This is a genomic window from Pseudomonas spirodelae (genome assembly GCF_034653255.1).
Lineage (GTDB): Bacteria > Pseudomonadota > Gammaproteobacteria > Pseudomonadales > Pseudomonadaceae > Aquipseudomonas > Aquipseudomonas spirodelae.
This window is the reverse complement of record NZ_JAYEET010000057.1, coordinates 102145-126384: the sequence shown is the minus strand read 5'-3', so window position 1 is coordinate 126384 and position 24240 is coordinate 102145. Positions and strand designations below refer to the sequence as shown.

Annotated in this window: 25 protein-coding genes and 1 riboswitch; of the genes, 1 reads left to right on the top strand and 24 read right to left on the bottom strand. The window is 60.5% G+C overall.

Going from position 1 to position 24240, the window contains the following annotated elements; genetic code table 11:
• Nucleotides 1-3: 3 nt before the first annotated feature.
• Nucleotides 4-3492: a chromosome segregation protein SMC gene (gene smc / locus SOP97_RS19640; protein WP_274088712.1), complete on the bottom strand. Its 3489-nt coding sequence runs from the start codon at nucleotides 3490-3492 to the stop codon at nucleotides 4-6.
• 12 nt (nucleotides 3493-3504) lie between these two features.
• Nucleotides 3505-4164: a GntR family transcriptional regulator gene (locus SOP97_RS19635; protein ID WP_274088711.1), complete on the bottom strand. Its 660-nt coding sequence runs from the start codon at nucleotides 4162-4164 to the stop codon at nucleotides 3505-3507.
• A 248-nt stretch (nucleotides 4165-4412) separates the two neighbouring features.
• On the opposite strand from SOP97_RS19635, the gene SOP97_RS19630 reads away from it, so the two are divergent.
• Nucleotides 4413-5552 carry an alkane 1-monooxygenase gene (locus SOP97_RS19630; RefSeq protein ID WP_322950548.1) on the top strand — a complete coding sequence of 380 codons (1140 nt, stop codon included), beginning with the start codon at nucleotides 4413-4415 and terminating at the stop codon, nucleotides 5550-5552.
• Nucleotides 5553-5657: 105 nt separating this feature from the next.
• Here SOP97_RS19630 and SOP97_RS19625 read toward each other — a convergent pair whose 3' ends face one another.
• From SOP97_RS19625 to ttcA, 22 genes are all read right to left on the bottom strand, one after another.
• On the bottom strand, nucleotides 5658-6209 hold the full coding sequence (locus tag SOP97_RS19625; RefSeq protein WP_274088709.1) for a glutathione peroxidase: 552 nt from the start codon (nucleotides 6207-6209) through the stop codon (nucleotides 5658-5660).
• 40 nt (nucleotides 6210-6249) lie between these two features.
• Nucleotides 6250-6375 (bottom strand): hypothetical protein, encoded by a 126-nt coding sequence (locus SOP97_RS19620; protein WP_274088708.1) that lies wholly within the window; start codon nucleotides 6373-6375, stop codon nucleotides 6250-6252.
• The gene (locus tag SOP97_RS19615; protein WP_274088728.1) at nucleotides 6372-7571 is read right to left on the bottom strand and encodes an MFS transporter; all 1200 of its coding nucleotides are present in this window, start codon (nucleotides 7569-7571) and stop codon (nucleotides 6372-6374) included. The genes SOP97_RS19620 and SOP97_RS19615 overlap by 4 nt, the downstream gene beginning before the upstream one ends.
• 146 nt (nucleotides 7572-7717) lie before the next feature.
• Nucleotides 7718-8443 (bottom strand): adenosylcobinamide-GDP ribazoletransferase, encoded by a 726-nt coding sequence (locus tag SOP97_RS19610; protein WP_274088707.1) that lies wholly within the window; start codon nucleotides 8441-8443, stop codon nucleotides 7718-7720.
• Nucleotides 8440-9015: an alpha-ribazole phosphatase family protein gene (gene cobC / locus SOP97_RS19605; RefSeq protein WP_274088706.1), complete on the bottom strand. Its 576-nt coding sequence runs from the start codon at nucleotides 9013-9015 to the stop codon at nucleotides 8440-8442. The genes SOP97_RS19610 and cobC overlap by 4 nt, the downstream gene beginning before the upstream one ends.
• Nucleotides 9012-10067 carry a nicotinate-nucleotide--dimethylbenzimidazole phosphoribosyltransferase gene (gene cobT, locus SOP97_RS19600; protein ID WP_274088705.1) on the bottom strand — a complete coding sequence of 352 codons (1056 nt, stop codon included), beginning with the start codon at nucleotides 10065-10067 and terminating at the stop codon, nucleotides 9012-9014. The genes cobC and cobT overlap by 4 nt, the downstream gene beginning before the upstream one ends.
• The gene (gene cobU, locus SOP97_RS19595) at nucleotides 10064-10585 is read right to left on the bottom strand and encodes a bifunctional adenosylcobinamide kinase/adenosylcobinamide-phosphate guanylyltransferase (protein ID WP_322950547.1); all 522 of its coding nucleotides are present in this window, start codon (nucleotides 10583-10585) and stop codon (nucleotides 10064-10066) included. The genes cobT and cobU overlap by 4 nt, the downstream gene beginning before the upstream one ends.
• 140 nt (nucleotides 10586-10725) lie before the next feature.
• Nucleotides 10726-12174, bottom strand: coding sequence for a cobyric acid synthase (locus tag SOP97_RS19590; RefSeq protein WP_322950546.1), 1449 nt, complete (start codon nucleotides 12172-12174; stop codon nucleotides 10726-10728).
• A complete protein-coding gene (gene cobD / locus SOP97_RS19585; protein ID WP_322950545.1) occupies nucleotides 12171-13163 on the bottom strand; it encodes a threonine-phosphate decarboxylase CobD in 993 nt (330 codons plus the stop codon). The genes SOP97_RS19590 and cobD overlap by 4 nt, the downstream gene beginning before the upstream one ends.
• On the bottom strand, nucleotides 13156-14064 hold the full coding sequence (cbiB, locus tag SOP97_RS19580) for an adenosylcobinamide-phosphate synthase CbiB (RefSeq protein WP_274088701.1): 909 nt from the start codon (nucleotides 14062-14064) through the stop codon (nucleotides 13156-13158). Before cbiB ends, cobD begins: the two co-directional genes overlap by 8 nt.
• Nucleotides 14061-14708 carry a 5,6-dimethylbenzimidazole synthase gene (gene bluB / locus SOP97_RS19575; protein WP_274088700.1) on the bottom strand — a complete coding sequence of 216 codons (648 nt, stop codon included), beginning with the start codon at nucleotides 14706-14708 and terminating at the stop codon, nucleotides 14061-14063. Before bluB ends, cbiB begins: the two co-directional genes overlap by 4 nt.
• Nucleotides 14705-16018: a cobyrinate a,c-diamide synthase gene (locus tag SOP97_RS19570; protein WP_274088699.1), complete on the bottom strand. Its 1314-nt coding sequence runs from the start codon at nucleotides 16016-16018 to the stop codon at nucleotides 14705-14707. The genes bluB and SOP97_RS19570 overlap by 4 nt, the downstream gene beginning before the upstream one ends.
• Nucleotides 16018-16629, bottom strand: coding sequence for a cob(I)yrinic acid a,c-diamide adenosyltransferase (cobO, locus tag SOP97_RS19565; protein WP_322950544.1), 612 nt, complete (start codon nucleotides 16627-16629; stop codon nucleotides 16018-16020). The genes SOP97_RS19570 and cobO overlap by 1 nt, the downstream gene beginning before the upstream one ends.
• Nucleotides 16629-17201, bottom strand: coding sequence for a hypothetical protein (locus SOP97_RS19560; RefSeq protein WP_274088697.1), 573 nt, complete (start codon nucleotides 17199-17201; stop codon nucleotides 16629-16631). Before SOP97_RS19560 ends, cobO begins: the two co-directional genes overlap by 1 nt.
• A 10-nt stretch (nucleotides 17202-17211) precedes the next feature.
• Nucleotides 17212-19098: a TonB-dependent vitamin B12 receptor gene (gene btuB / locus SOP97_RS19555; protein ID WP_411912093.1), complete on the bottom strand. Its 1887-nt coding sequence runs from the start codon at nucleotides 19096-19098 to the stop codon at nucleotides 17212-17214.
• Nucleotides 19099-19197: 99 nt separating this feature from the next.
• A riboswitch (cobalamin riboswitch) is annotated at nucleotides 19198-19426 on the bottom strand.
• Between the two features lie 65 nt (nucleotides 19427-19491).
• Nucleotides 19492-19812, bottom strand: a complete 321-nt coding sequence (locus tag SOP97_RS19550; protein WP_322950543.1) for a hypothetical protein — start codon at nucleotides 19810-19812, stop codon at nucleotides 19492-19494.
• A 15-nt stretch (nucleotides 19813-19827) separates the two neighbouring features.
• On the bottom strand, nucleotides 19828-20490 hold the full coding sequence (locus SOP97_RS19545) for an O-methyltransferase (RefSeq protein ID WP_322950542.1): 663 nt from the start codon (nucleotides 20488-20490) through the stop codon (nucleotides 19828-19830).
• Nucleotides 20491-20523: 33 nt separating this feature from the next.
• Nucleotides 20524-21048 (bottom strand): C40 family peptidase, encoded by a 525-nt coding sequence (locus SOP97_RS19540; protein WP_322950541.1) that lies wholly within the window; start codon nucleotides 21046-21048, stop codon nucleotides 20524-20526.
• Nucleotides 21049-21208: 160 nt separating this feature from the next.
• Nucleotides 21209-21823, bottom strand: coding sequence for a C40 family peptidase (locus SOP97_RS19535; protein ID WP_274088692.1), 615 nt, complete (start codon nucleotides 21821-21823; stop codon nucleotides 21209-21211).
• 76 nt (nucleotides 21824-21899) lie between these two features.
• Nucleotides 21900-22658, bottom strand: coding sequence for an NAD-dependent deacylase (locus tag SOP97_RS19530; RefSeq protein WP_274088691.1), 759 nt, complete (start codon nucleotides 22656-22658; stop codon nucleotides 21900-21902).
• Between the two features lie 14 nt (nucleotides 22659-22672).
• Nucleotides 22673-23344, bottom strand: a complete 672-nt coding sequence (locus SOP97_RS19525) for a DNA-3-methyladenine glycosylase I (protein WP_322950540.1) — start codon at nucleotides 23342-23344, stop codon at nucleotides 22673-22675.
• Nucleotides 23345-23375: 31 nt separating this feature from the next.
• Nucleotides 23376-24200, bottom strand: coding sequence for a tRNA 2-thiocytidine(32) synthetase TtcA (gene ttcA, locus SOP97_RS19520; RefSeq protein ID WP_090253070.1), 825 nt, complete (start codon nucleotides 24198-24200; stop codon nucleotides 23376-23378).
• Nucleotides 24201-24240 lie beyond the last annotated feature (40 nt).

The window sequence follows — 24240 nt, the reverse complement described above, 5'->3', positions numbered from 1 at the left end:
GCATCAGGACTCCACCAGCGCCAGCGCTTCTTCTACATCGACCGCCACCAGACGCGAACAACCCGGCTCATGCATGGTCACGCCCATCAACTGATCGGCCATTTCCATGGCGATTTTATTATGGGTGATATAGATAAACTGCACGGTTTCTGACATCTCTTTAACCAATCGCGCATAACGCCCTACGTTGGCGTCATCCAATGGCGCATCCACTTCATCGAGCATGCAAAAGGGTGCTGGGTTGAGCTTGAAGATGGCAAACACCAATGCCAATGCAGTCAGCGCCTTCTCACCACCAGACAACAAATGAATGGTGCTGTTCTTCTTGCCCGGCGGCCGCGCCATGATGGTTACACCGGTATCCAGTAAATCTTCGCCCGTCAGTTCCAGATAGGCATTGCCACCCCCGAAAACTTTTGGAAACAGCGCCTGCAGGCCGCCATTTATCTGGTCGAAGGTTTCCTTGAAGCGGTTACGGGTTTCCTTGTCGATCTTGCGTATGACGTTTTCCAGCGTTTCCAGCGCTTCTACCAGATCAGCGTTTTGCGCATCGAGGTAACGTTTGCGTTCAGACTGCTGCTGGTATTCATCGATTGCCGCCAAGTTAATCGGCCCAAGACGTTGAATTCGCGCAGCGAGCCGCTCCAGCTCATCCTCCCAGGCGTTCTCGTTGGCCTCTGCCGGCATACTGGCGAGTACGCCATGCAAGTCGTAATTTTCTTCCAGCAACTGATCCTGCAGCGCCTTGCGTCTTACGGTCAGCGATTGCCAGTCCATACGCTGCTGCTCCAGCTGACCACGCAACAACTGCGACTGCTGCTCGGCCTGGGTGCGGCGCTTTTCCGCGTCACGCAGTTCACGGTCGGCATCTTCTAGAGCCAGGCGTGCCAGTTTGAGCTCGTCTTCAACCGTCATGCGCTTGTCGAGCTGTTCTTCCAGCTTCATGCGCAGTTCTTCCAGCGGCGCTTCGCCCTCCTCCAGATTCAGGTTGAGCTGCTCGCGTTTCTCGTGCAAACGCTCGGCCTGCAGCTCTAGACGCTCCAGGGCCTGACGGGTGGAATCATGCTGGGCTTTCAGCGAACCCAGGCGCACGGCCAGTTGGTGAACGTGGTCCTTGTGCTGACGGGCCTCTTGACGCACACGATCGAGGCGTTCGCGCAAGCTGTCGCGGCTGGCCAGCAGACTTTCGCGCTGCTCATTATCAGTGGCCATGGCATCCAGTGCATCCTGCAGATGCAGGCGCGCCTCACCCAGCTGCTCATGTTCGATTGCACGCTGCTCGGCCAGTTCCAGCAATTCGCTGTCCAGACGACTGCGGCGCAGAACCAGTTGCTCGACCTTGGCCTGCCCGGCAGACAGTTGGGCCTTAAGCTCACCGAGGCGACGAGCCAGGTCCTGGGCCTGGCGGCGCTGCTGTTCACGCTGTTCTTCCTGGCTGCGTTGGCTCTCACGCAAGTGCAACAAACGCTCATCCAGCACGGCCAGCGCGGCTTCACGTTCATCGCGTTCCAAGCTTAATCGTTCGATCTCCTGGCCACGGGCCAGCACGCCGCTTTCCGCTTCACTGGCGCGACGTACGCGCAGGAAATGCCGACCAACCCAATAACCGTCACGGCTGATCAGGCTTTCGCCTTCGGCCAAGTTCAGGCGCGCTGCCAGTGCATCATCCAGGCTCTGCACGGGTTTAACCTTGCCCAGCCAAGGCGCCAGGTCGAGGCTGGTTTCAACCTTATCGAGCAAACTACCCGCCACTCGCGCGCCGCCCTTGCTGGGGCTGGCCAGGCGTAAATCGCCTTGGGTCAGGTCGGAAAAATCCAGGCCCTGAAAGTCATCCAGCAGCACAGCCTGCAGATCGGCACCCAGTACGGTTTCCACCGCCAGTTCCCAGCCGGCCTCAACCCGCAAGCCCTCAGCCAGGCGCGGGCGCTCGCTCAGCTGCTGTTCGCGCAGCCATTCGCTGGTGCCTTTACCGGGATCCAGCGCGGCTTGCTGCAGTGCTTCCAACGAAGCAAGGCGACCATTCAGGCGCTGAAGCTCACCTTGCGCTTGCTGCTGAGCCTGGCCGCTGTGCTGCAAATCATTGCGCAGCTGCTGAAGACGCTCGGCCTGCTGCTCTTCTTCCAGCTGCAGGTCTTCCAGGCTGATTTCGCCGGCGGCGATCTGCTCGCCCAGTTCGATAATCGCCGCATCTTCCGGGTCGGCCGCCAGTTGCTGAAGCTCATCGCTGAGACGCCGCTGACGCTCAGCCAGGCGCTCCAGGCTCTGCTCTAACTGGGCGATGCGTGATTGCTGCACCTCGGCTTGTCGCCGTGGTTCGGCGCTGCGCTGGTTGAAGCCGTCCCACTGTTCCTGCCAGCCGTGCATCGCCGTTTCGGACTCTTCCAGCATGGCAGCAGACTCTTCGGCAGCCGCGGTGCTCAGTTCCTGCTCGGGCAGCAGCATTTCCAGCTCTTCGGCGAGCGTTGCCAGCAAAGTGCGGTCATGACCCAGATGCGACTCAGTTTCTAGGCGCGAACGCTCGGCTTCGTTGAGGTCGTCCTGCAACTGGCGCAACCGTTGCTGGCCGTGCTGGATGCTCTGCTCAATGCGCGCGATATCGCCGCCGATCGAATAAAAACGCCCCTGTACCAGGTTAAATCGCTCGCTCAGCTCGTGATGGCCATCGCGCAGGCGTTCAATGCTGGCGTCGGCGTTGCGCTGCTCGGCCACTAGCGCTTCGAAGCTGATTTCCTGATTGCTGATTACCGCCTCACGGCTACCGACCTGCTCATTCAGAGCCTGCCAGCGCAGCGCCGTGAGCTGGGCTTTGAGCTGACGCTCTTCGGCCTTGTATTCCTGGTACTTCTCGGCTGACTGGGCCTGGCGGTGCAGACGATCGAGCTGACGCTCCAGTTCTTCACGCAGGTCGGTCAGGCGCGCCAGGTTTTCATGGGTGCGGCGGATGCGGTTCTCGGTCTCGCGGCGGCGCTCCTTGTACTTGGAGATGCCGGCGGCTTCTTCAATAAAGTTGCGTAGGTCTTCCGGCTTGGCTTCGATCAGCTTACTGATCATGCCCTGCTCGATAATCGAGTAGCTGCGCGGGCCCAGGCCGGTACCGAGGAAGATGTCGGTAATGTCGCGACGACGGCACTTGGTGCCGTTGAGGAAATAGGTGTTCTGGCTGTCGCGGGTCACCCGACGACGGATGGAAATTTCGTTATAGCCAGCGTATTCGCCCGTCAAGGTGCCATCCGAGTTATCGAAGACCAGCTCGATGGAGGCCTGGGTCACGGGCTTACGGGTATTCGAGCCATTGAAGATGACGTCGGTCATCGACTCGCCACGCAGGTTCTTCGCCGAGCTTTCGCCCATCACCCAACGTACGGCGTCGATAATGTTAGATTTGCCACAACCATTGGGCCCCACCACCGCTGCCATATTGCTGGGAAAAGTCACCGTGGTTGGATCAACGAAGGATTTAAACCCCGCGAGCTTGATGCACTTGAGCCGCATGAAGCGCTTCCCTTAGGCCTCGGCCAGTGCAGCCAGCACCAGCTGGCAATTGTGCTCACCATAACCCAGCAAGACTTCGCGAATGGCCTGGTGATCACGGGCAATAATCGCCTGCAACAGGGCCGCAAAGGTATTGAGGAACTGAGCCATTTCACCTTTGCGCCGCTCCAGCGCCAGGTGGTAGGTGCGGCTGATAGCGGGTAGCAGGTTCTCCACGGTTTCCTGCAGATAAGGGTTATTGGAGAACGGGAACGCGGCACGCATGATGTCGAAGCTGCTTTCGACAAAGCCGTGGATGTCCTCGCGCTGCAAGCTGTCCTGCAAGCGCTGCTGAATCACCAAGAAAGGCGCAAGGTCCGCTTCTACCTGCCAGCTATCCGCCACAGCCTTGCCCAGCAGGATGTACAACTCCATTACCAAGGCATACAGGCTTTTAACATTGTGCGGGGTCAGCTCAGCAACCTGGGCACCACGGCGCGGCGGGATCACGATCAGGTGACGACGCTCAAGAATCAGCAGCGCTTCACGCACCGATCCCCGGCTGACGTTTAGCGCCTGGGTGACTTTCTGTTCCTGAATCCGCTCACGTGCCTTTAGCTCACCACGAATGATGCGCTCCGCAAGGTGATGGGCAATCTGCTCAGCGAGGCTATCCGGTGCCTTGAACGTCATGATGATCCTTAGGCTCTATCTGGCCTAATCAGGGGCAAACGAAGGTGACATAAAGCGGCTTGAGCCCTCGCCAGGCTTGGCTTAGGCGTTGCAACGCAGGGCACGAGTGTAACACAGGGCGTTACCGGGCAAAGGCTGCCTGAATAGCGCTTTCAGCGCAAAAAAGTGGGCTGATAAAATAGCCATACCAATTAATTGCCCTACAATCGAACAATGAAAGTAATCCACAATAAAAATAGGTAACCACCATGTTCGAACGCCTGCCCTCCAACTGGATGCTCACGATAAAAAGTATCGGCTATTGGTTCTGGTTGATCCCTGTATTGGGCATCCCCATGAGTTATCACGCGTCATTGCGCGGCGAGTACAGCAACGCCTGGCCATGGCTGGTGGTACTGGTGGTATTCGGGGTTATTCCAGTGCTGGATTTTATTATTGGGCGCGACTCGGCCAATCCCGATGAAGCGGTACAAGTACCGCATATGGAACAGCAGGGTTACTACCGCCTGCTGAGCCTGGCCGCGGTACCTGCCCTACTCGGCATGCTTGCCTGGGCGGGCTGGGTGTTCGTTAACAATGAGACATGGAACTGGATCGGCCAACTGGGCTGGGTGCTGTCGGTCGGCACGGTCACTGGCTCAATTGGCATCACCGTGGCCCATGAGTTGATTCACAAGGACCCGCCACCGGAGCAGAACGCTGGCGGCCTGTTGCTGGCAGCCGTCTGCTACGGCGGCTTCAAGATCGAGCATGTGCGCGGCCATCACGTGCATGTTTCCACCCCGGAAGATGCCAGTTCTTCACGCTATGGCCAAAGCCTCTACGCGTTTTTACCGCGCGCCTATCTGCACAATTTTTTGAATGCCTGGAAACTTGAGGCAGAACGCTTGAAACGCAAAGGTTTGCCCGCCCTGCATTGGCGTAATGAATTGATTGGCTGGTATGCACTGAGCGCGTTGTTTCTGCTGGGTTTCACCCTGGCACTCGGCTGGCTCGGCGCGTTGTTCTTCATCGCGCAATCGCTGATCGCCTTTACCCTGCTGGAAATCGTCAACTACGTGGAGCATTACGGCCTGCACCGACGTAAGCTGGATAATGGCCGTTATGAGCGCACCAACCCAACGCATTCATGGAACAGTAATTTCCTGCTGACCAATCTGTTTCTCTTCCATCTACAGCGCCACTCCGATCATCACGCCTATGCCAAACGTCGCTATCAGGTATTGCGCCACTTCGCAGACAGCCCGCAACTGCCTAATGGCTATGCCGGGATGATCGTTCTGGCGCTATTCCCGCCGCTGTGGCGCACGGTAATGGATCCGCGCGTACGCGCTTACTACGCGGGAGAGGAACATCAGCTGAGCGACTCACAACTGACGCGCTCATGAGCACTGTGATTGGAGCAATAAAGGCGGGCTTACCGGGATGAGCTGATTGCTTCGCGGCCCGGCCCGGCTAAAAGCCGGGCCGGGCAAGATCAGATAGGCGGCAAGTCAGCGCTGCGAGGCAATCGCCTTCTCGACAGCGGCCAGCAGCGCCGGATCATCCGGCGTGGTACTGCTGGGGAAGCTGGCGACAACCTTGCCCTGAGCATCCACAACATATTTGGAGAAATTCCAGCGTGGAGCCTGGCTTTGTGCGGCCAGTTCTTTGAACAGCGGCACCGCAGCACTGCCGGTAACAGGCTGGGTTTCGCTCATCGGGAACGTCACACCGTAATTGACGTAGCAGACCTTGGCCGTCTCTTCGCTGCTGTCGGCCTCTTGGCGAAAATCATCGGAGGGCACACCGAGCACCTGCAAGCCTTGCGCTTTGTAGCGCTGATACAGCGCTTCAAGGCCTTTAAACTGTGGCGTAAAGCCACAGAAACTGGCGGTATTGACCACCAAAAGCGGCTTGCCAGCGAAGGTGGCACAAAGGTCTATGCGCTCCTGGCTGCGCAATTTCTGCAGATCGCCCTGTAATAAAGCCGGACATTCAGCCGCCTGCGCTGCGCCCATCCACGTGCCTAACATGAGCAAAATAACCAGGGAATAACGCCGCATCAGGATCACCTTGATTGAATAGACACACGCCAAACGCGTCTTAGCAAACCCCAAGACCGAGCTGCAAAAACGCCAGGCCACTTTGCAACCAGCCCCACCAGGCCAGGCCTAGGAGCAACATGCCGCCCATTACCAGCGCAGTATTCAAGCCATAGTCTGTGTTCATACCTTCGCCTCCTGTTGTTGCAAGCGTGCCACCGGTTGCTCACGTACTGGCCAATTCAGTGCAGCGGCCAGCAGGCTGAGCAGTATCGCAATCTGCCAAACCAGATCATAGCTGCCCGTATGGTCATACAGATAGCCGCCCATCCAGCCACCGAGAAATGCCCCCAGCTGATGGAACAGGAACACGATACCGCCGAGCATCGAAAGGTTACGTACCCCAAACAGGGTGGCCACGGTGCCATTGGTCAACGGCACCGTTGAAAGCCATAGCAGCCCCATGGCCACCCCGAAGGCGTAGGCACTCCATACGCTTAGCGGCGTCAGGATAAAAGCCAAAATCACGATGGCGCGGGCCAGGTACAAGGCGCTAAGCAAACGCGGCTTGGACATCCGCCCACCCAGCAGGCCGGCAATATAGGTACCAAAAATATTGAACAAGCCCACCAAGGCCAGCACCGTGGTGCCCACCAGCGCCGGCAGATGCTGATCGACCAGATAGGCCGGCAGGTGCACGCCAATAAACACCACCTGAAATCCGCAGACAAAAAAGCCCAACGCCAACAGCCAGAAGCCCGAGTGCGCGCACGCCTCGCGCAGCGCTTCGCCTAAAGTCTGCTCCGGCCCGGTAGACGCTAACGGGGTGTCTTTGAGCATGGCGGCCAACGGAATGATCAACGCAACCAGCAGCCCCAACACCATCAGCGCGACCGACCAGCCCAACCAGCTGATTAGGCCCAGGGTGCCGGGGAGCATGGCAAACTGGCCGAACGAGCCGGCTGCTGCGGCCAGCCCCATGGCCATGCTGCGTTTTTCCATCGGTACCGCGCGGCCTACCGCGCCGAGAATCACCGAGAACGAGGTGCCAGACAAACCGATACCAATCAGCACACCAGCACTCAGCGACAGGCTCACCGCGGAGTCGGCAAGGCCCATAAAACCCAAGCCAATGGCATACAGAATCCCGCCCACAATCACCGTACTGCGGGCGCCGAAACGGTCGGCCAAGGCACCGGTAAACGGCTGGGTCAGCCCCCAGATGAGGTTCTGCAAGGCGATGGCGAAGGCGAATACCTCGCGCCCCCAACCGAACTCGGCACTCATCGGCGGCAAGAACAGACCAAAGCCATGACGAATACCCAGTGACAGGGCCAGGATCAGTGATGCGCCCAGCAGAATCCAGAAACTGCCGCGCCCGATTGTCTTCATAACCTGTCCCTTGTGATGACCGCTGATTGATCACGACCCGCTAGATTGAGCCCCGGCTAAACACCTAGCAAGCCGACTATCGGCTAATCGCGAGCAGTTTAAATGACCGCCGCTGCTCAGCCACAATGCCCTAGGGCTTAAAAAGCCAAGGCCACCAGCACCGCGCATTCGGCCAGCTCTAGCAGCGCTCCAGCGGTATCCCCGGTCGTGCCGCCCAGACGCTTGAGCATCACGCTGCGTAGCCAGAGGAAAACCAATCCGGCCATCAGCAAGGCGAGCACCGCAGGCCAGCCCAGCAGCAACATGCCCAGACCATGAGCAGCCAATACCCAGGGCAGTTGCTGACGCGGCAGATGTTCAGCCAACGCTTGGCCCAATCCACCCGCCCGTACATAGGGCGTTGTGAGAAACAGCAGCGGCAACAGCGCACGTGCCAGCCACGGCACCAACAGCACCAGTAACCCGTTGTCGTGCTCCAGCAAGGCCACCAGCGCGGCAAACTTGAGCAAGAGCAGCAGCACCAGAACCACCACGGCAATCGGTCCGCTGCGCGGGTCTTTCATAATGCTCAGGGTGCGCTCTTTATCGCCAAAGCCGCCGACCCAGGCATCGGCGCTGTCAGCCAGGCCATCCAGATGCAGCCCACCGCTGATGCCGACCCACAACGCCAGCAAGAGCGCCGCCTGCAGCAACACACTGGTATCAGCCAGCAAGTGTTGAGCAGCGAGCAGCAGCAGGCCGATCAACAGCCCCACCAGCGGATAGAACAGCAGCGATCGGCCACTCTGCTCGGCTGTCGGCATACCGGCCAACGTCACTGGCAAGCGCGTGAGAAACTGCAGGGCGATCCACCAGGGCGTCATGCCAACTCCCGCAGTTCGCCCTGCTCATCCAAGCTCAGTTGAAAACGCTCAGCGTGGCCCACCACGACCTGCAACAGATCTTTGCGCGGCAAACCCCGCGCCCGCGCCAGCAACAGGCGCATTACGCCACCATGGGTAACCAGCAATAACCGCTCGCCAGCATGACGTACCTGCAAGCGCTGCAACGCGCTCAGTACGCGTGCTTCAAATACCAGCAGTGGCTCCCCCTCAGGCGGGGTGAAGGCATAGGGATCGTTCCAGAAGCGACCTAACTCATCGGCGCTGGTTTGCATCAAATCGGCCGTGCTGCAGCCTTCCCAGGCGCCAAAATGCAGCTCTTGCAGGTCAGGCTCCAGGCTCAACGGCACACCCTGTTGCGCGGCCAGTTCTTCGGCAAACCGCGCACAACGCTGCAAGGGCGAGCTGATCAGTCGGTCCCAGCGGCTGCCGTCGGCGACGGCCGTGCGCAGTTGCGCCCATCCGGTAGCGGTCAGCGCATCGTCCAGGCTGCCACGCAGGCCGCCACCCAGTTCGGTTTCACCGTGCCGCAATAACTCCAGATACACCGTCATAGCGGCCGATCGGCCACGGCCGCCTCGGCAAAAGTAGCCATATCGTTGTGCAGGCTGCAGGCCAATCGCAGCAGCGGCACAGCCAGGGCCGCGCCACTGCCCTCACCCAGGCGCAGGCCAAGACCGAGTAAAGGCTCAGCTTGTAGCGCTTGCAGCACCCGCTGGTGGCCGGGCTCGGCGCCGCTGTGGGCAAACAGCAGCCAATCACGGCAAGCCGGATTCAGGCGCACGGCCAACAAGGCTGCGACGCTGCAGATGAAACCGTCTACCAGCGCAGTGATGCCCTGCTGCGCACAGGCGATATAGGCTCCCGTGAGGGCCGCAATCTCAAACCCACCGAGGCGTTGCAGGATCTCGAAAGGCTCACTAAGCGAGGGTCGATGCAACGCCAGTGCACTTTCGATCACCTCGGCTTTGCGCACTACACCTGCGCTGTCGAGGCCGGTACCCGGGCCGGCCAGCTTCAACGCTGAGCACTCCAGCAGCACACTGGCCATCGCCGTGGCTGAGGTGGTATTGCCGATGCCCATCTCGCCGCCGATAAACAGCTGGCTGCCCGCGTCTTTAGCCTGCCGCACGCTGGACCGCCCAACATCCAAGGCAAGGCGTAACTGGTCAGCGGTCATTGCCGAGCCGCGCGCGAAATTCTCGGTACCTGGGCCAATCGGCAAATGGCGTACGCCTGGCAGCGGCTGCAGTGGCACGGCGAGGCCAAGGTCGAGCACCTCCAGCGTCGCGCCCAGCTGCTTGGCTAATACGCTGATCGCCGCGCCACCATTGACGAAGTTATGCAGCATCTGCCCGGTAACGGCCTGGGGATAGGCCGACACACCTTCGGCCACCACGCCGTGATCGCCGGCAAAAATACTGATCGATAACTGCTCAACTTGCGGCCGCTGGCTGCCCTGCATAGCGGCCAGGGCAATGGCCAATTGTTCCAGCTGTCCGAGCGAGCCCGCCGGCTTGGTCAGTTGCTGCTGGCGCGCTTGCGCCTGGCTGCGCGCAGTCATATCCAGGGCCTGACACCCTTGTAGCCACCATTGCTCACTCATAGTGCTTGTCCTTTCAAAACCATCGGCAAACCCGCCACGCTAAACACCACCCGCTCGCAACGCTCGGCCAGGGCCTGGTGCAGCCATCCCGCCTCGTCGACATAGCGGCGGGTCAGCTCACCCAGTGGCACGACCCCCAAGCCTGTTTCATTACTGACGAAAATAACCCGCCCTGGCAGGCCGACCAGACACTCAAGCAGCGCATCGCGCTCGACATTCAGGCGCGCGGGGTCGTCCAGCATTAATAGATTGGTCAGCCACAGGGTCAGGCAATCGACCAGTAAGCATTTATCTGCCCCCGCCTGTTCACACAGCACCCGCGCCAGGTTCAGCGGCTCTTCCACCAATCCCCAGGCGGCCGGGCGACGCTCGCGATGATGTTCGATACGCGCATTCATTTCACCATCCAGCGCCTGACTGGTGGCGATATAGATCACCCCAAGACCAGACTCGCGTGCCAGCTTCTCGGCCAGGCGACTCTTGCCAGAGCGGGCACCGCCCAAAATCAGTTCAAGCATGTCGATTACCCTTTAATTCTGTAGGTGGCGCAGGACTTGTCGGAGGGGCCGGGCGGCGATCCGCTTTAGCCGCGAAACACACCGAGCTAAACCCTCGCGGCTAAAGCCCCTCCCACGCAAACCTCTTTCACCAACGCGCGTCATAGGCCACATAGTGTTCGCAGCCGCTCGACATCCAGATGCGCATCAACCAGATCGGCCAAACGCTCGATATCACGCTCGCGCAAGGCGTGGTAGTCCACGTGTTGCACCTCGCGTAACCCAGCCCAACGCAACAGCGCGCTGCACGCTTCAGTGCGTTCAAACAACCCATGTAGATAGGTGCCCAGCACCTGGCCATCGGCGCTCATGCCGCCGTCACTGCGGCCATCATCCAGGCGCACGGCCGCATTCAGGCCGGCACCGGTGCTGACGCCCGCATGAATTTCATAGCCACTTACCGGGGCATCCTCCAGGCACAGCTGGCCGTGCACATTGCGCAGCTGTTTTTCGGCTTCCAGTACCGTGCTGAAATCCAGCAAGCCCAGCCCTGCGCTGGATCCTGCGGCACCTTCCAGCCCTTGCGGATCGTCGATCTGCATACCGAGCATCTGCAAGCCGCCACAAATGCCGAGCACCTTGCCGCCATAGCGCAGGTGTTTGTTGATCGCCGCCGGCCAGCCCTGCTCACGCAGGTATGCCAGGTCGGCGCGCACGCTTTTCGAGCCGGGAAGGATGATCAGATCGGCGGAGGGAATCACCTGGCCGGGACCGACAAAGGTCAGCTCAACCTGAGGATGCAGGCGCAACGGGTCGAAATCGGTGTGGTTACTGATGCGCGGCAACACCGGGATCACCACTTTCAGCACCTCGGCCGCCTTGGCGCTCTGGCGAATATCGATGGCGTCCTCAGCTTCCAGATGGAAATCCATCAGGTAGGGCAATACCCCAAGTACCGGCTTGCCGGTGCGCTGCTCCAGCCAGTCCAGGCCCGGTTGTAACAGCGCGATATCGCCGCGAAAGCGGTTAATCACGAAGCCCTGCACCCGCGCCTGCTCGCTCTCCGAGAGTAACGCCAGGGTGCCAACCAGGTGGGCAAATACGCCGCCCTTGTCGATATCGGCAATCAGAATCACCGGGCAATCCACCGCTTCGGCAAAGCCCATATTGGCAATATCGCCGGCGCGCAGGTTGATCTCGGCCGGCGAACCGGCGCCCTCCACCATCACCACTGGATAGGCCGCGCTCAAACGTTGGTGCGACTGCAACACCGCCTGCATCGCCACTTTTTTGTAATCGTGATAGGCCACGGCATCCATGCTGCTCAGGGCGCGACCGTGAATAATCACCTGCGCACCGATGTCACTATTGGGCTTGAGCAGCACCGGGTTCATATCGGTATGCGGCGCCAAACCAGCGGCTTGGGCCTGCACGGCTTGGGCGCGGCCGATTTCGCCACCGTCAGCGGTCACTGCACTGTTCAGCGCCATGTTCTGTGGTTTAAACGGCACCACCGCCACGCCCTGGCGTTTAAGCCAGCGGCACAGTGCGGTCACTAGAGTGCTCTTGCCCGCATCGGAGGTGGTGCCCTGCACCATCAAAGTCGTCATGTGCGTTCTCCGCTAAAGACGGCAAGTGCCTGCTGCAGACGCTGCCAACCGGCTTCATCAGGCGGCAAGCCAAAGCGCAGGCTGAGCGGCGTGCTAAACAGCCGCGTGAGAATGCCGCGGGCGGCGAGAAACCCATGCCACTCGGCCGCCTGCGGCGTACAACAAAACTGGAACAACGCGCAGCCGCCGCTGGGTGACAGCCCTTGGGCGCTCAGCAGTGTGGCTAGCCGCTGGCCATCGGCGAGCAAACGCTCCCGCTGCTGGCGCTGCGCGGCTTGATCTTGCAGCAGCGCAGTCGCTACTACCCGACTCGGCCCACTGATCGTCCAAGGCCCGAGCAGTTCAGCCAACTGCAGCAATACGCTTGGCTGGGCCAGCACAAAGCCCAGGCGAATTCCGGCCAGGCCAAAAAACTTGCCGAATGAGCGCAGCACGATCAGCCCCGGGCGCTGGCTAAAGGTCGCCAAGCTGAACTCGGGCGTGCAATCAATAAACGCCTCATCCACCACCAGCCAGCCGCCGCGCTCGGCCAGGCGGGCGTGCCAGTCCAGCAGCTGCTTAGGCTCCAAACGGCGCCCGGTGGGGTTATTCGGATTGACCAACAGCAGCACCTCCAGACGTGCCAGCGCGCCCTCGATAGCGTCCTCGCTGATTTCCAGCAGCTGATGCCCTTCACGCTGCCAGGCCGCGGCGTGTTCGGCGTAAGCCGGCGAGACGATGCCGACTGTGGCGTTGCGCAGCAGCCGCGGCAATGCCTGAATCGCGGCCTGGGAACCCGCCACCGGCAGCAGGTTGCTCACCCCGTAGTAATCACGAGCAGCGATTTCCAGATCATCCTGCGGCTCGGGCAGGCGCGCCCAGGCGCTGGCAGGAATCATCGGCAGCGGCCAAGCATAGGGCGCGATACCGGTGGACAGGTCCAGCCAATCCGCCAGAGCAATGCCATAGCGCTGCGAGGCCTCACGCAAGCGGCCACCATGCTCAAGCATAAACAGCCCCCCACAACAGCAGCAGCGCCAGCCATAGCAACACACCGCCATTGACCAGGTTAAGGGCGCGTTCGATATCACGCGCTTTGGGTGCAGGCCCTGCGCCCAGATCAGGGCGCACATGCAGTTCGCCGTGATATTCCGCTGCGCCACCCAGGCTAACGCCCAGTGCCCCTGCCCCAGCCGCCATCACCGGGCCGGCATTCGGGCTGTCCCACTGCGGCGCTTGGGTGCGCCAGCAGCGCAGCGCCAACGCGGTTCGCCCGAGCAATGCATAGGTCAACGCGACCAGCCTCGCCGGAAGGTAGTTGAGCACGTCGTCAATCTTCGCTGCGGCCCAGCCGAAACGCTCGAAGCGCTCGTTGCGATAGCCCCACATGGCATCCAGGGTATTGCTCAGGCGATACAGCACCACGCCCGGCGCGCCGGCAACCACAAACCAGAACAGTGCGGCGAATACCGCGTCGCTACCATTTTCCAGCACCGATTCGGTACCCGCGCGGGCCACCCCCGTGGTATCCAGCGCGGCGGTATTACGGCTGACCATATAACCGACACGCTCGCGCGCCAGAGCCAGGTCCCCCAAACGCAGAGCCTGCGCCACCGGTCTGGCATGTTCACCCAGGCTTTTCAGGCCCAGCGCGGCATACAGCGCAAGAATTTCCAGTGCCCAACCCAGCCCGCTGATCTGGCTCAGCAGCCAGGTCAGCAGGGTTAGCGGCAACACCGCCAGGCACCAGGCGCTAACCCCATGGCTGCGCCAACCGCCGCCTGCCGGGTTGAAGCGCTGCTCAATGCGCTCAGCCAACTGCCCGAACGCCACCAGCGGGTGCCAGCCCTTGGACTCGCCAAAAACCGCGTCCAGGGCGACCCCTGCGCAGGTGCTAAGCACCACACTCATGGCGTGCCCCAGTGATTTTCAAACAGCAGCTCACTCAGCGGGCGCGGCTTTGCCCACCCCTCCTGAACCAGCATCGGCGCGTCATAGAAGGCGTGCACCGGGCCCAGGCACAACACCGCCAGCGGCTTACTGCCCGCTGGCATGCCTAGTAGATCGGCCAGTGCCTGGGGTTCGAATAGCGAGACCCAGCCCATGCCTAAACCTTCAGCGCGCGCAGCCAGCCATAGGTTCTGAATCGCGCAGGCCAAGGAGGCCTGATCCATTTCCGGCAAGGTGCGCCGACCAAATACGTGAGCCTCGCGGCCGTCCATCAGCGCCACCACCAGCAGCTCGGCGCAGTCGCGAATACCCTCGACCTTAAGCCGCATAAACGCATCGCTGCGCTCGCCCAGCGCCTCGGCCGTGCGCACCCGCTCCTCTTCCACCAGGCCGTGAATCGATTCACGTAACGCCGGCTGGGTGATGCGGATAAACCGCCAGGGCTGCATTAAACCAACGCTGGGCGCTTGGTGCGCGGCCTCAAGCAAACGCGCGAGCAGCTCAGGAGCCACTTCGCCGCCGCTGAAATGACGCATATCACGGCGCTCGGCAATGGCGCGGTAGACCGCTGCGCGCTCCTCAGGGCTGAAGGCGTGCTCACTCATGCTGGCGCTCCGGGGCTGAATAATGCTGCCGCTGCAGCCGGGTCGGACGGCAGATAAAAGTGGATATACGACGCCGTCAGCCGACCCTGACGATAGACCGCCTCGGCGGTGCGTTTATAGTTCGGGCACTCGCCACGGGTCAGCGGTTGCAGTTCACTGCTCAGGGCTGAGTAGTGGAAACTGTGACCGCGCAACAGGCCTTCCGGCAGTTCGGCTTGCTGCAAGGCCATGGCGGTCATGCGTGGTTGCAACGTCGCCTCGCCGCTTAGCAAGCCGAGCATCTGCCCGCTCGCGCCCTGTTTGTCAGTCAGTTTGTCGAGCAGGTAAAGCATGCCGCCGCACTCGGCGTGAATCGGCTTACCCGCCGCATGGTGCGCGCGAATCGACTCAGCCATCGCCTGGTTGCCCTCCAGCTGTGCCAAATGCAGCTCCGGGTAGCCGCCAGGCAGATAAAGGCTGTCGACGTCGGGCAACTGCGCATCGTTCAGCGGCGAGAAGAACTTAAGTTCAGCACCCAGCTCACGCAGCAAATCCAGGTTGGCCTGATAGAGAAAGGCAAAGCCGCTATCACGTGCGACGCCAATACGCACCCCGCTGAGCAATGCCGCAGGCCTTGCCTGCTCAGGTGCGGCGAAGCTGACGGGCGGTGGCAGCGCCGTATCGGCGCTGGCAGCCAAGGCATCGGCGGCGGCATCCAGGCGTGCATCCAGATCAGCCAATTCAGCGGCCTGGACCAAACCCAAATGGCGGCTCGGCAAGCCCACTTCGGCGCTACGCGGCAGTGCACCGTACCAGCGGATCGAGGCCGGCAAGGCATCGCGCAAAATCTCGCCATGGCGCACGCTGCCAACCCGGTTACCCAGCACCCCGGAAAACGGCAGATCCGGTTCGAAGGTCGCCAGGCCGTGAGCCATGGCGCCAAAGGTCTGGGCCATTGCCGAGCCGTCAATCACCGCCAGCACCGGTACGCCGAAATGTCGCGCCAGGTCGGCCGCCGATGGATTGCCATCAAACAGCCCCATCACCCCTTCGATCAGAATCAGATCGGCTTCGCCAGCCGCTTCCCAGAGCAGGCGGCGACTTTCGGCGGCACCGACCATCCACAGATCGAGCTGATACACCGGTGCACCGCTGGCGCGGGCCAGAATCATCGGGTCGAGAAAGTCCGGGCCGCACTTGAACACCCGCACACGCTTGCCCTGGCGCGTATGCAAACGCGCCAACGCCGCTGTCACAGTAGTTTTACCCTGGCCGGAAGCCGGCGCGGCAATCAACAGTGCGGGGCAGGCACGTGCAGCGCAGTCGCTCATTAAAACTCGACTCCCTTCTGCGCTTTGACTCCGGCTTTGAAGGCATGCTTGACCAAGCTCATTTCGGTCACGGTGTCTGCTGCCTCGATCATCCCCGGCAACGCGCCGCGACCGGTCACCACCACATGCTGTAACAGCGGCCGGGCTTCGATATCGGCCAGCACCGCTTCCAGTTCCAGGTAGCCGTATTTCAGCGCGATATTCAGCTCATCGAGCACTACTAGGCCAATGCCCGGATCGTTAAGCAGTTGCACCGCCACCGCCCAGGCCTCGCGGGCCTTGTCGATGTCGCGCTGGCGGTCCTGGGTTTCCCAGGTAAAGCCTTCGCCCATCACGTGGTAGCTGACTTCATCGGGAAAACGCCGGAAGAAGGCTTCCTCACCGGTGCTGGCTGCGCCCTTGATAAATTGCACCACACCCACTTTGATCCCGTGGCCCAGCGCGCGCGCGACCATGCCAAAGGCGCTGCTGCTCTTACCCTTGCCATTGCCGCTGTGCACCAGCAGCAAGCCGTACTCATCCTGGGACTGAGCGATTTTTTCATCGATCAGGGCTTTCTTGCGTTGCATCCGTGCACGGTGCCGCTCGTCACGTTCGATAGACTCAGTCATCACTTGGCTCCCAGGCTAAGGCGCTGGCCAAACAGCGCCAACGAAGCAATATAAAGCGCACTGCCCACCCCGACATAAAACGTCATGTTGGACAAAAAGCGCGGGTAGTATTCGGCGATACGCGGCAGCCAGGCCGCTAGGGTCGGCTCAGGATAACGGCCGGAGAAGAAGTAGAAACCACCGCCGGAAATCAGGTAGCAGACAAAAGCGCTGACCGCGACAACAGCCGCCAACAGCAACAGGCTCTGCAAGGTGTCACGATGCCAGCCGGCATACAGTCGCCCGCCCAGCCACAGGCTGGCGTAAGCCGGCACCAGCATCCAGTAAGCGGGCGACAGGCACCAGTCACTCACCGTACCGCTGGTCATCATAGAGAAGTCCAGGGCACTGGCCAGCACAAACAGGCCAGCAAAAACCCAGCGTGGTCGCAACAGCACGCCGGCCAGGAAAAACACCGCCCAGGAGGCGCTGGGCAGATTGATGCTGGCGAAGTGACTGCCACGCGTCATGGCCAGCAGCAACGCCAGAGCGATGCCCGTCAGCAGCTGAGCACGGGTTGAAAGAATAGGCATGGGTATCTCCTCAGAGCGCTTGGTAGCGCAGGGTCAAGTAAAAGGCGCGGCCAGGTTGTTCGTAGGTCTGCGCCGTTTCGTAGTCACGGTCGAAGAGGTTGCTGACCTTAGCCTGCAGACGCCATTCGCTGTCGATGTGGTACTCGCCACGCAGATCGACCAAGGCATAGCCGGGCAGGCGTGAATCTTCGGTATTGCTGGCGTCGTTAAACCGCTGGCTGGCAGCGAACAACGTGGCACCGACGCCAAACGAGCCGATGCGGCGGTCGGCGTCGATATTGAAAGTGCGCTTGGCTCGACGCGCCAACTGATGCCCATGGTTTTCCTGGCTGCGGTCCTGCGGGTCGAGCAGCGTCAGGGTGGCTGCCAGGTCCCAATTCTCTAGCTGCGTACGCACACTCGACTCGAGGCCGCGAATGCGTGCGGACTCGACGTTCTGTGGACGCATCGGCTTACTGCCGGCCCAAACAATCAGGTCGTCGATCTGGTTTTCAAAAACGCTGAGACGCCATTCACCCCAGCCAGCACCGCCCTGCAGGCCGAGTTCGTAGTTTTCCGACTTTTCCGGTTTAAGGTCGGGGTTACCCGCGGTGGAACCGCTGTTCGGGGTATACAGGTCGTTAAAGGTCGGCGCACGGAAGGCGGTGCCGTAGGCAGCACTCAACGTCAGGCGCTCGCTGAGCTCATAGCTCCAGCCTAGGTTGCCAGTATCGTGCTCGCCGAACTGCTGGTTGTCGTCGCGGCGCAACCCAACGGACACGCCATGTCGACCGAAACGGCCCTGGTACTGAGTGTAATAACCGCGATTGTCGCGGGAGTCCTCAGCATAGGTGTCGGATGTGTCGATGCGGTCCTGCTGGTAATCAAAACCCAGGCTCAACAGTTGCTCGGGCGTCAGGCTAAAGTCGTTCTGCCAAGCAAAGGTGTAGCGCTCGGTGTCGAAGCGCGAGTAAAAACCACCATCACGGAAGTTGTCGGTGCGATCTTCGCTGTGACCGGCCTGCAAGGTCACATCCCAGGGCTCTAAGGGAGTGAAACGGGCACGACCGCCAAGCACCTGTTGCTCTCCATCGGCATAGCTGTAGCGCCCGGTTTTGCCGGAGCTGCTGCGCAGGTCTTGGTCGCTGTGGATGCTCGATTGCATCCAACTGCCGTCCAGTTCCAGACCGTTGACGAAGCGGTAGCCACCACGCAGTGAACCGGCCAGCTGGCGATAGCCATCGGCGTCTGGCTCGTAGGCACCTGCGGCACTAGGTCGGTAAGCGCGGGCATTAATCCCGTCGGTATCTTCGCTGCTCACGCCAAGGTCAAACCAGCCGTTCTGCGAACCACCGGCCAGGCCAGCATTAGCGCTGGAGCTGGAGCGCGTGCCGGTACCCAAAGCCAGGTAAGGTTTGAGCCCCTGCTTTGCGCCGCGCCGGGTGAAAATTTGAATCACCCCGCCAAGCGCCTCGGAACCATACAGACTGGAACGCGGGCCGCGCACCACCTCAATGCGTTCGACCAGCGCCAATGGAATGTCCTGCAGGGCGGCAGCACCAGAGGTGGCGGAACCCACCTTAACCCCGTCAATCAGCACCAATAGTTGCTTCTCGCTGGTACCGCGCAGGTACAACGAGGTGCTTTTGCCGCGGCCGCCGTTGCTAACGATCTGCACGCCAGCCAGACCGCGCAGCATGTCAGGCACGCTCTGTGCCTGGCTGCGCTCGATATCTTCACGGGTAATCACACTGCTCGACGCCACCGAGACCAACGGCGTAGCCGTTCGCGTGGCGGTGACCACCTGCTGAGCGAGGTTGAGGGGTTCTGCTTGTGCAGTTAAAAAAGGACTACAGCCCAGCCATAAAAGAACGGCCGGACGTTTATAAAAGGTGCGAAACAATGCCTGATTCTCCATCGCGCCGCCCGCGCGATACTGCTGAATAAAACATTGGGAGAACAGCATAGGCAGATAGAGCAGCAATACAGCCACATCAGCCCGGCAACGCCCTCCGCAATGCCGTGGATGCAGCAGGCCGGTCTCCGGGCTTACGAGTGGAACCTTGAGGTTCCTGGATCGCGCCTTCCCATGCCGGTGGGCACAGTGGCTAGTGGCGATCTTTGACTCGTTTACCGTTGCGGGGGCAGCGCCGGAATAGTTGCGTGGTTAACACGAAACGCACCGGCTTCCCTGTTTCACCCTTTGAACGCTATGCGTTTGGGGCACCTGTTGCAGGCGCGCAGGGTAGAGACTTGCATACAGAGCGTCAACGCATAACGCCGCGCATAGCACCGACGCCTCACGTGCCACTCAATGCCGCGGCATAAAACCCGCCGGCTTGCTTGCCAACCACTCAACAAAGGTACGCAAGCGTTCATCACTGAGCAGGCTGTCACGATTGTTGTAGATCAGCGCCAGCTCTTTTTCGCTGAACAGCCGGTGGATCTGGTTGTGACAGGCACGGCACACCCAGAGCGTGGCGCTGATGCGCTCATTTTTGCCGAAGCGCTTTTGTACGTAGACCTTGTTATGCAGCGCCTTGGGGATCAAGTGATGGCGCGTCAGCAGCGCCGCGCGGGCGCAGAGTTCGCAGGCATCGGGTTGTTCGGGCAGACGAATCGGTTCAGGCATACAGGCAACGGCGGGTCAGCGTTTACGGCACAGGCTCAGGCCATCGCCGAGCGGCAGCAGCGACAGGTCGATGCGCGGATCATCACGCAGCGCCAGGTTGAGCGCCTGAATCGCTCGGGTGTCAGCGCTCTCGGGGCACAGCTCAAGTACCCGACCACTCCACAGGGTGTTGTCGAATAGGATCAGCCCACCCTGACGTACCAGGCGCAGGGCGTGCTCCAAATAAGCCGGGTAGTTGGCTTTATCGGCATCGATAAACAGCAGATCAATTCGCCCTGCCAGCCCCTCAGCAGCAAGCGCCTCAAGTGTTTGCAGCGCCGGCGCCAGCCGCAGCTCAATACGCTCAGCGAGGCCCGCCTCAGCCCAGTAACGTTTGGCCGTGGCGTTGTAGTCGCCGGGAATATCGCAACAGATCAAGCGGCCATCGCTCGGCATGGCCTGGGCCATGCAGATAGCGCTGTAACCGGTAAAGGTGCCGACTTCGACAATCCGCCGCGCGCCGATCAGCTGTACCAATAAGGTCATAAACTGGCCCTGCTCGGGGGCGATTTGCCAGCGTGAATGAGTCAGCAGAGCGGTTTCGTCGCGCAGACGCTTGAGCAGTGGCGTCTCGCGCAGCGATACATCCAGCAGGTACTGATAGAGATCAGCATCGAGATTAAGCGTTTGAGTGGTCATAAAAGCCCCTCTACAAATACTCTGGGCTGGGCCTCAGGGGTTACCCGCCAGCTCTGGGGTGAACACGCGCTTGGCATTCAAGTAAGTACGCTGCCAATACGTATTACTCAGGCTGTCCAGGCGCACAGTGCCGCCGCTGGAGGGCGCATGCACGAAACGGCCATTGCCGACATAAATACCCGCATGGCTGACCTGGCTGCCGCCACTGGTGGCAAAAAACACCAGATCACCGCTTTGCAGCGCGTCGCGCCCAATGCCCGGTGCGCGCATGCTGATCAGCTCACGGGTAGTGCGCGGCAGCTTGATGCCTGCGGCATCGCGGTAAACAAAACCGATCAAGCCGCTGCAATCGAAGCCGCCTTCGGGGGTATTACCGCCATAGCGATAGGGCGTGCCCACCAAGCCCAACGCACGAAATAGCACATCATCAGCATTGCCGTTAAAGCTGCTGATGGGCTGATAAACAGTGGGTTGCGGGGTTGGCGCGGGCGCTTGACTCGCGCAGGCGCTAAGCAGCGCGGCCAACACAATCAAGCTGATACGGGAGAATGCGGTCATGGATAAGGCGATCCTGAGCCGGGATGCGCCCTACTCTGCCGGCTTGCACATGCGAGTGCAAGCTTTAGCTTTGCTTGGCAGGTTGTTGAAATCTATCGATATGCGTCAGACAGGATGCTGGCTGCAGCGGCCTTAACGTTGCGGCCGCTGCACGCCGCACTCAAGGGTTACGTACGAGGGACTCGGTTGGCGCCAGCGCCAAGGCCCGCTTGGCCTCGATAAAGGTGCGCTTCCAGTAGCGATCATCCAGGCTATCGACCCGCACACCGCCGCTGCGACTGCTGGAAGAATGGATGAATTGATCATCGCCCATATAGATGCCGGCATGGCTGACGCGACCACGGCCGTTGGTGCTAAAGAACAGCAGATCGCCCGGCTTAAGGTCATCACGCTCCACCAATGGGGCGTCGATATTGATCATGTCGCGGGTCGAGCGCGGCAACTTCAGGCCGGCCTCTTCTTTAAACAGGTAACCGATAAAACCGCTGCAATCGAAGCCGGAACTTACCGAGCCGCCGCCAAAGCGATAGCGCGTACCTACCAGTGACAGACCGTGGGACAGAATGCCGTCAGCCAGTTGCGGGAGTTTGTAGGCCTTTTCTTCGGTGAAATCGCCAAGGGCGGCTTCTTTGGCTTGCTCATCAAACTCGGCAAGGTCTGTCGAGGAGAACACTGAAGATTGAGTGGTCAGCTCCGGTTGCGGAGCATGGTTGGCGCAGGCGGCCAGGACCAGGGAAAGTGCGATAGGCACGAGGGGTGCGAGGCGTTGGAGCATGGGCACGACCGTGTCGGTTGATTTCACAAGAGCGCGACTATGCCCTCTATGACATGCATTTGCAAATTCTATGGCTCTAAATGTGACTCAGTAGTTCTGGCAAAACATCTAAAGCGCGCCCTTGCAGATGGACATCCACCCTATTGCTCAGGTCGCTGCGCTGCGGGTTGATATCGGCGGTGAATCCTCCTGCTTGCCGGGTGCGCAGCAACGGCTCGACGATGTAGGGAAAGCTGGCGCTGGTGCCGACGCTGATAACGACATCAAAGCCCTTGCCTAACTCGGCATACAGCGAAGCGATGGCCTGCTCCGGCAGCATTTCTCCAAATAGCACCACGGGCGGGCGCAGTATGCCGGCGCATTGCCGGCATTTGGGTGGCAGCGGCCGCTGCAAATGCGCGGCCAGTTCGGCATCTACAGCGCCACAAGACTGGCAATACAAGGGTGCCAGCTCGCCGTGAATCTCGATCACCCGCTCCATCGGGCTGCCTGCCGCACGGTGATAGCCATCAATGTTCTGCGTTAGCAGCCAGCAATGCGGTTTTCTGCGCTGCAGTTCAGCAATCGCGTAATGCCCAGCATTAGCCTGAGCGCCCAGGCAGGCCTTGCCCAGCTCCGCCAGGTACTTCCAGCACAGCGCCGGGTCGCGTTGCAGCATCGGCCCCGAGAGCGCCGTTTCAATCGGCAAGCCCTCAGCAGTCTGGCCGTTATACAGCCCACCCAGCCCTCGGTAAGTCGGCAACCCGGAGTCGGCCGACAAGCCAGCGCCGGTAATCAGCAAGATCCGCTCGGCCTGCTTGAGTTCCTCGGCGACGCGCTTGATGGCTTGTTCCATTAGCAGCTCCAACTTCAATGATTGACGGTATAGGCAAGCATCATCGACAGCTGACACAAGGCGCGCCCGCTCTGCTCATGCCACTCATTAAACGCCGCCTGAACCGCCGCACGCTCTTTCAAGCTGGTCGGTAGCTTATCGACGATCTTCTGCGCTTTTAATGCCGCAACCAAATCATCACTGGGCACAAAGGTATCTTTGCCGACCATGCGTAGAAAGCGCGGCGCCGACAGCCCGCCAAGCTGACTGCCGTGCTTGGCTAAGTACTTCCACAGGCCGACGATATCGCTCACCGGCCAGTCAGCGATCAACGCGCCGAAGCTGCCCTTCTCCTGGCGCACATCAAGAATGAACTGGGCATTGCGCGGCACACTTTTGAGCTTGCCCAAGTGCCGGATGATGCGCGCATCCTGCATCAGATTTTCCAGGCGCTCAGCGCCCATCAGCACCACTTTCTCCGGGTCGAAACCGAAGAACACCTGTTCAAACGCCGGCCACTTGGCATCCACCAAGCTGTGCTTGAGGCCGGCACGGAAGACCCGCAGGCTCAGCGTCGACAGGTAGCGATCATCACTGATCGCGCGTAACTGGGCAGCACTGCGCGGTTCGGGCAGCATTGATTCCAACGCCCCCACCGAGCCAAAGCGGTTCAAACAGTATTCATGCAGCCATTTGTAATCGCGCATCGGGCAGTCCTTAAGCCGGGAAACCGCTAAATCAGAGGTTCATCACATCGAGAAAGCGCGGCGTCGCACTGTCGTCGATTTTCAGGCTCTTGAAATCGAACAGGTTACGGTCGGCCAACTGCGAGGGCACCACGTTCTGCAGCGCACGGAACATGATCTCGGTGCGCCCCGGCGACTTACGCTCCCAGTCCTGCAGCATTTCTTTAACCACCTGACGCTGCAGGTTTTCCTGGGAGCCACAGAGGTTGCACGGGATGATCGGGAATTCCTTGAGCTGGCTGTAAGCCTCGATATCCGCCTCATTGCAGTAAGCCAGCGGACGAATCACCACGTTACGGCCATCATCGGCGCGCAACTTGGGCGGCATGGCCTTGAGGGTGCCGCCGTAGAACATATTGAGAAAGAAGGTTTCCAGGATGTCGTCGCGGTGATGCCCCAGGGCCATCTTGGTCGCGCCGATCTCATCCGCAAAGGTATACAGCGTGCCGCGGCGCAGACGCGAACACAGCGAGCAGGTGGTCTTACCTTCCGGGATCTTCTCCTTGACCACCGAATAGGTGTCCTTCTCGACGATGTGATACGGCACACCGATGGACTCCAAATAGGCCGGCAATACATGTTCGGGAAAGCCTGGCTGCTTCTGGTCCATGTTCACCGCGACGATCTCGAACTTGATCGGGGCGACTTTCTGCAGGTGCAACAGCACGTCGAGCATGGTGTAGCTGTCTTTGCCGCCGGACAGGCAGACCATGACCTTGTCGCCATCTTCGATCATGTTGAAGTCGGCGACGGCTTCGCCCGCCTGGCGACGCAAGCGTTTTTGCAGTTTGTTCTGATTGACCGAGAGGGTGCCCATGGTGCGCTGAAATCCGGAAGCCGTTGAGAATGCGGCATTT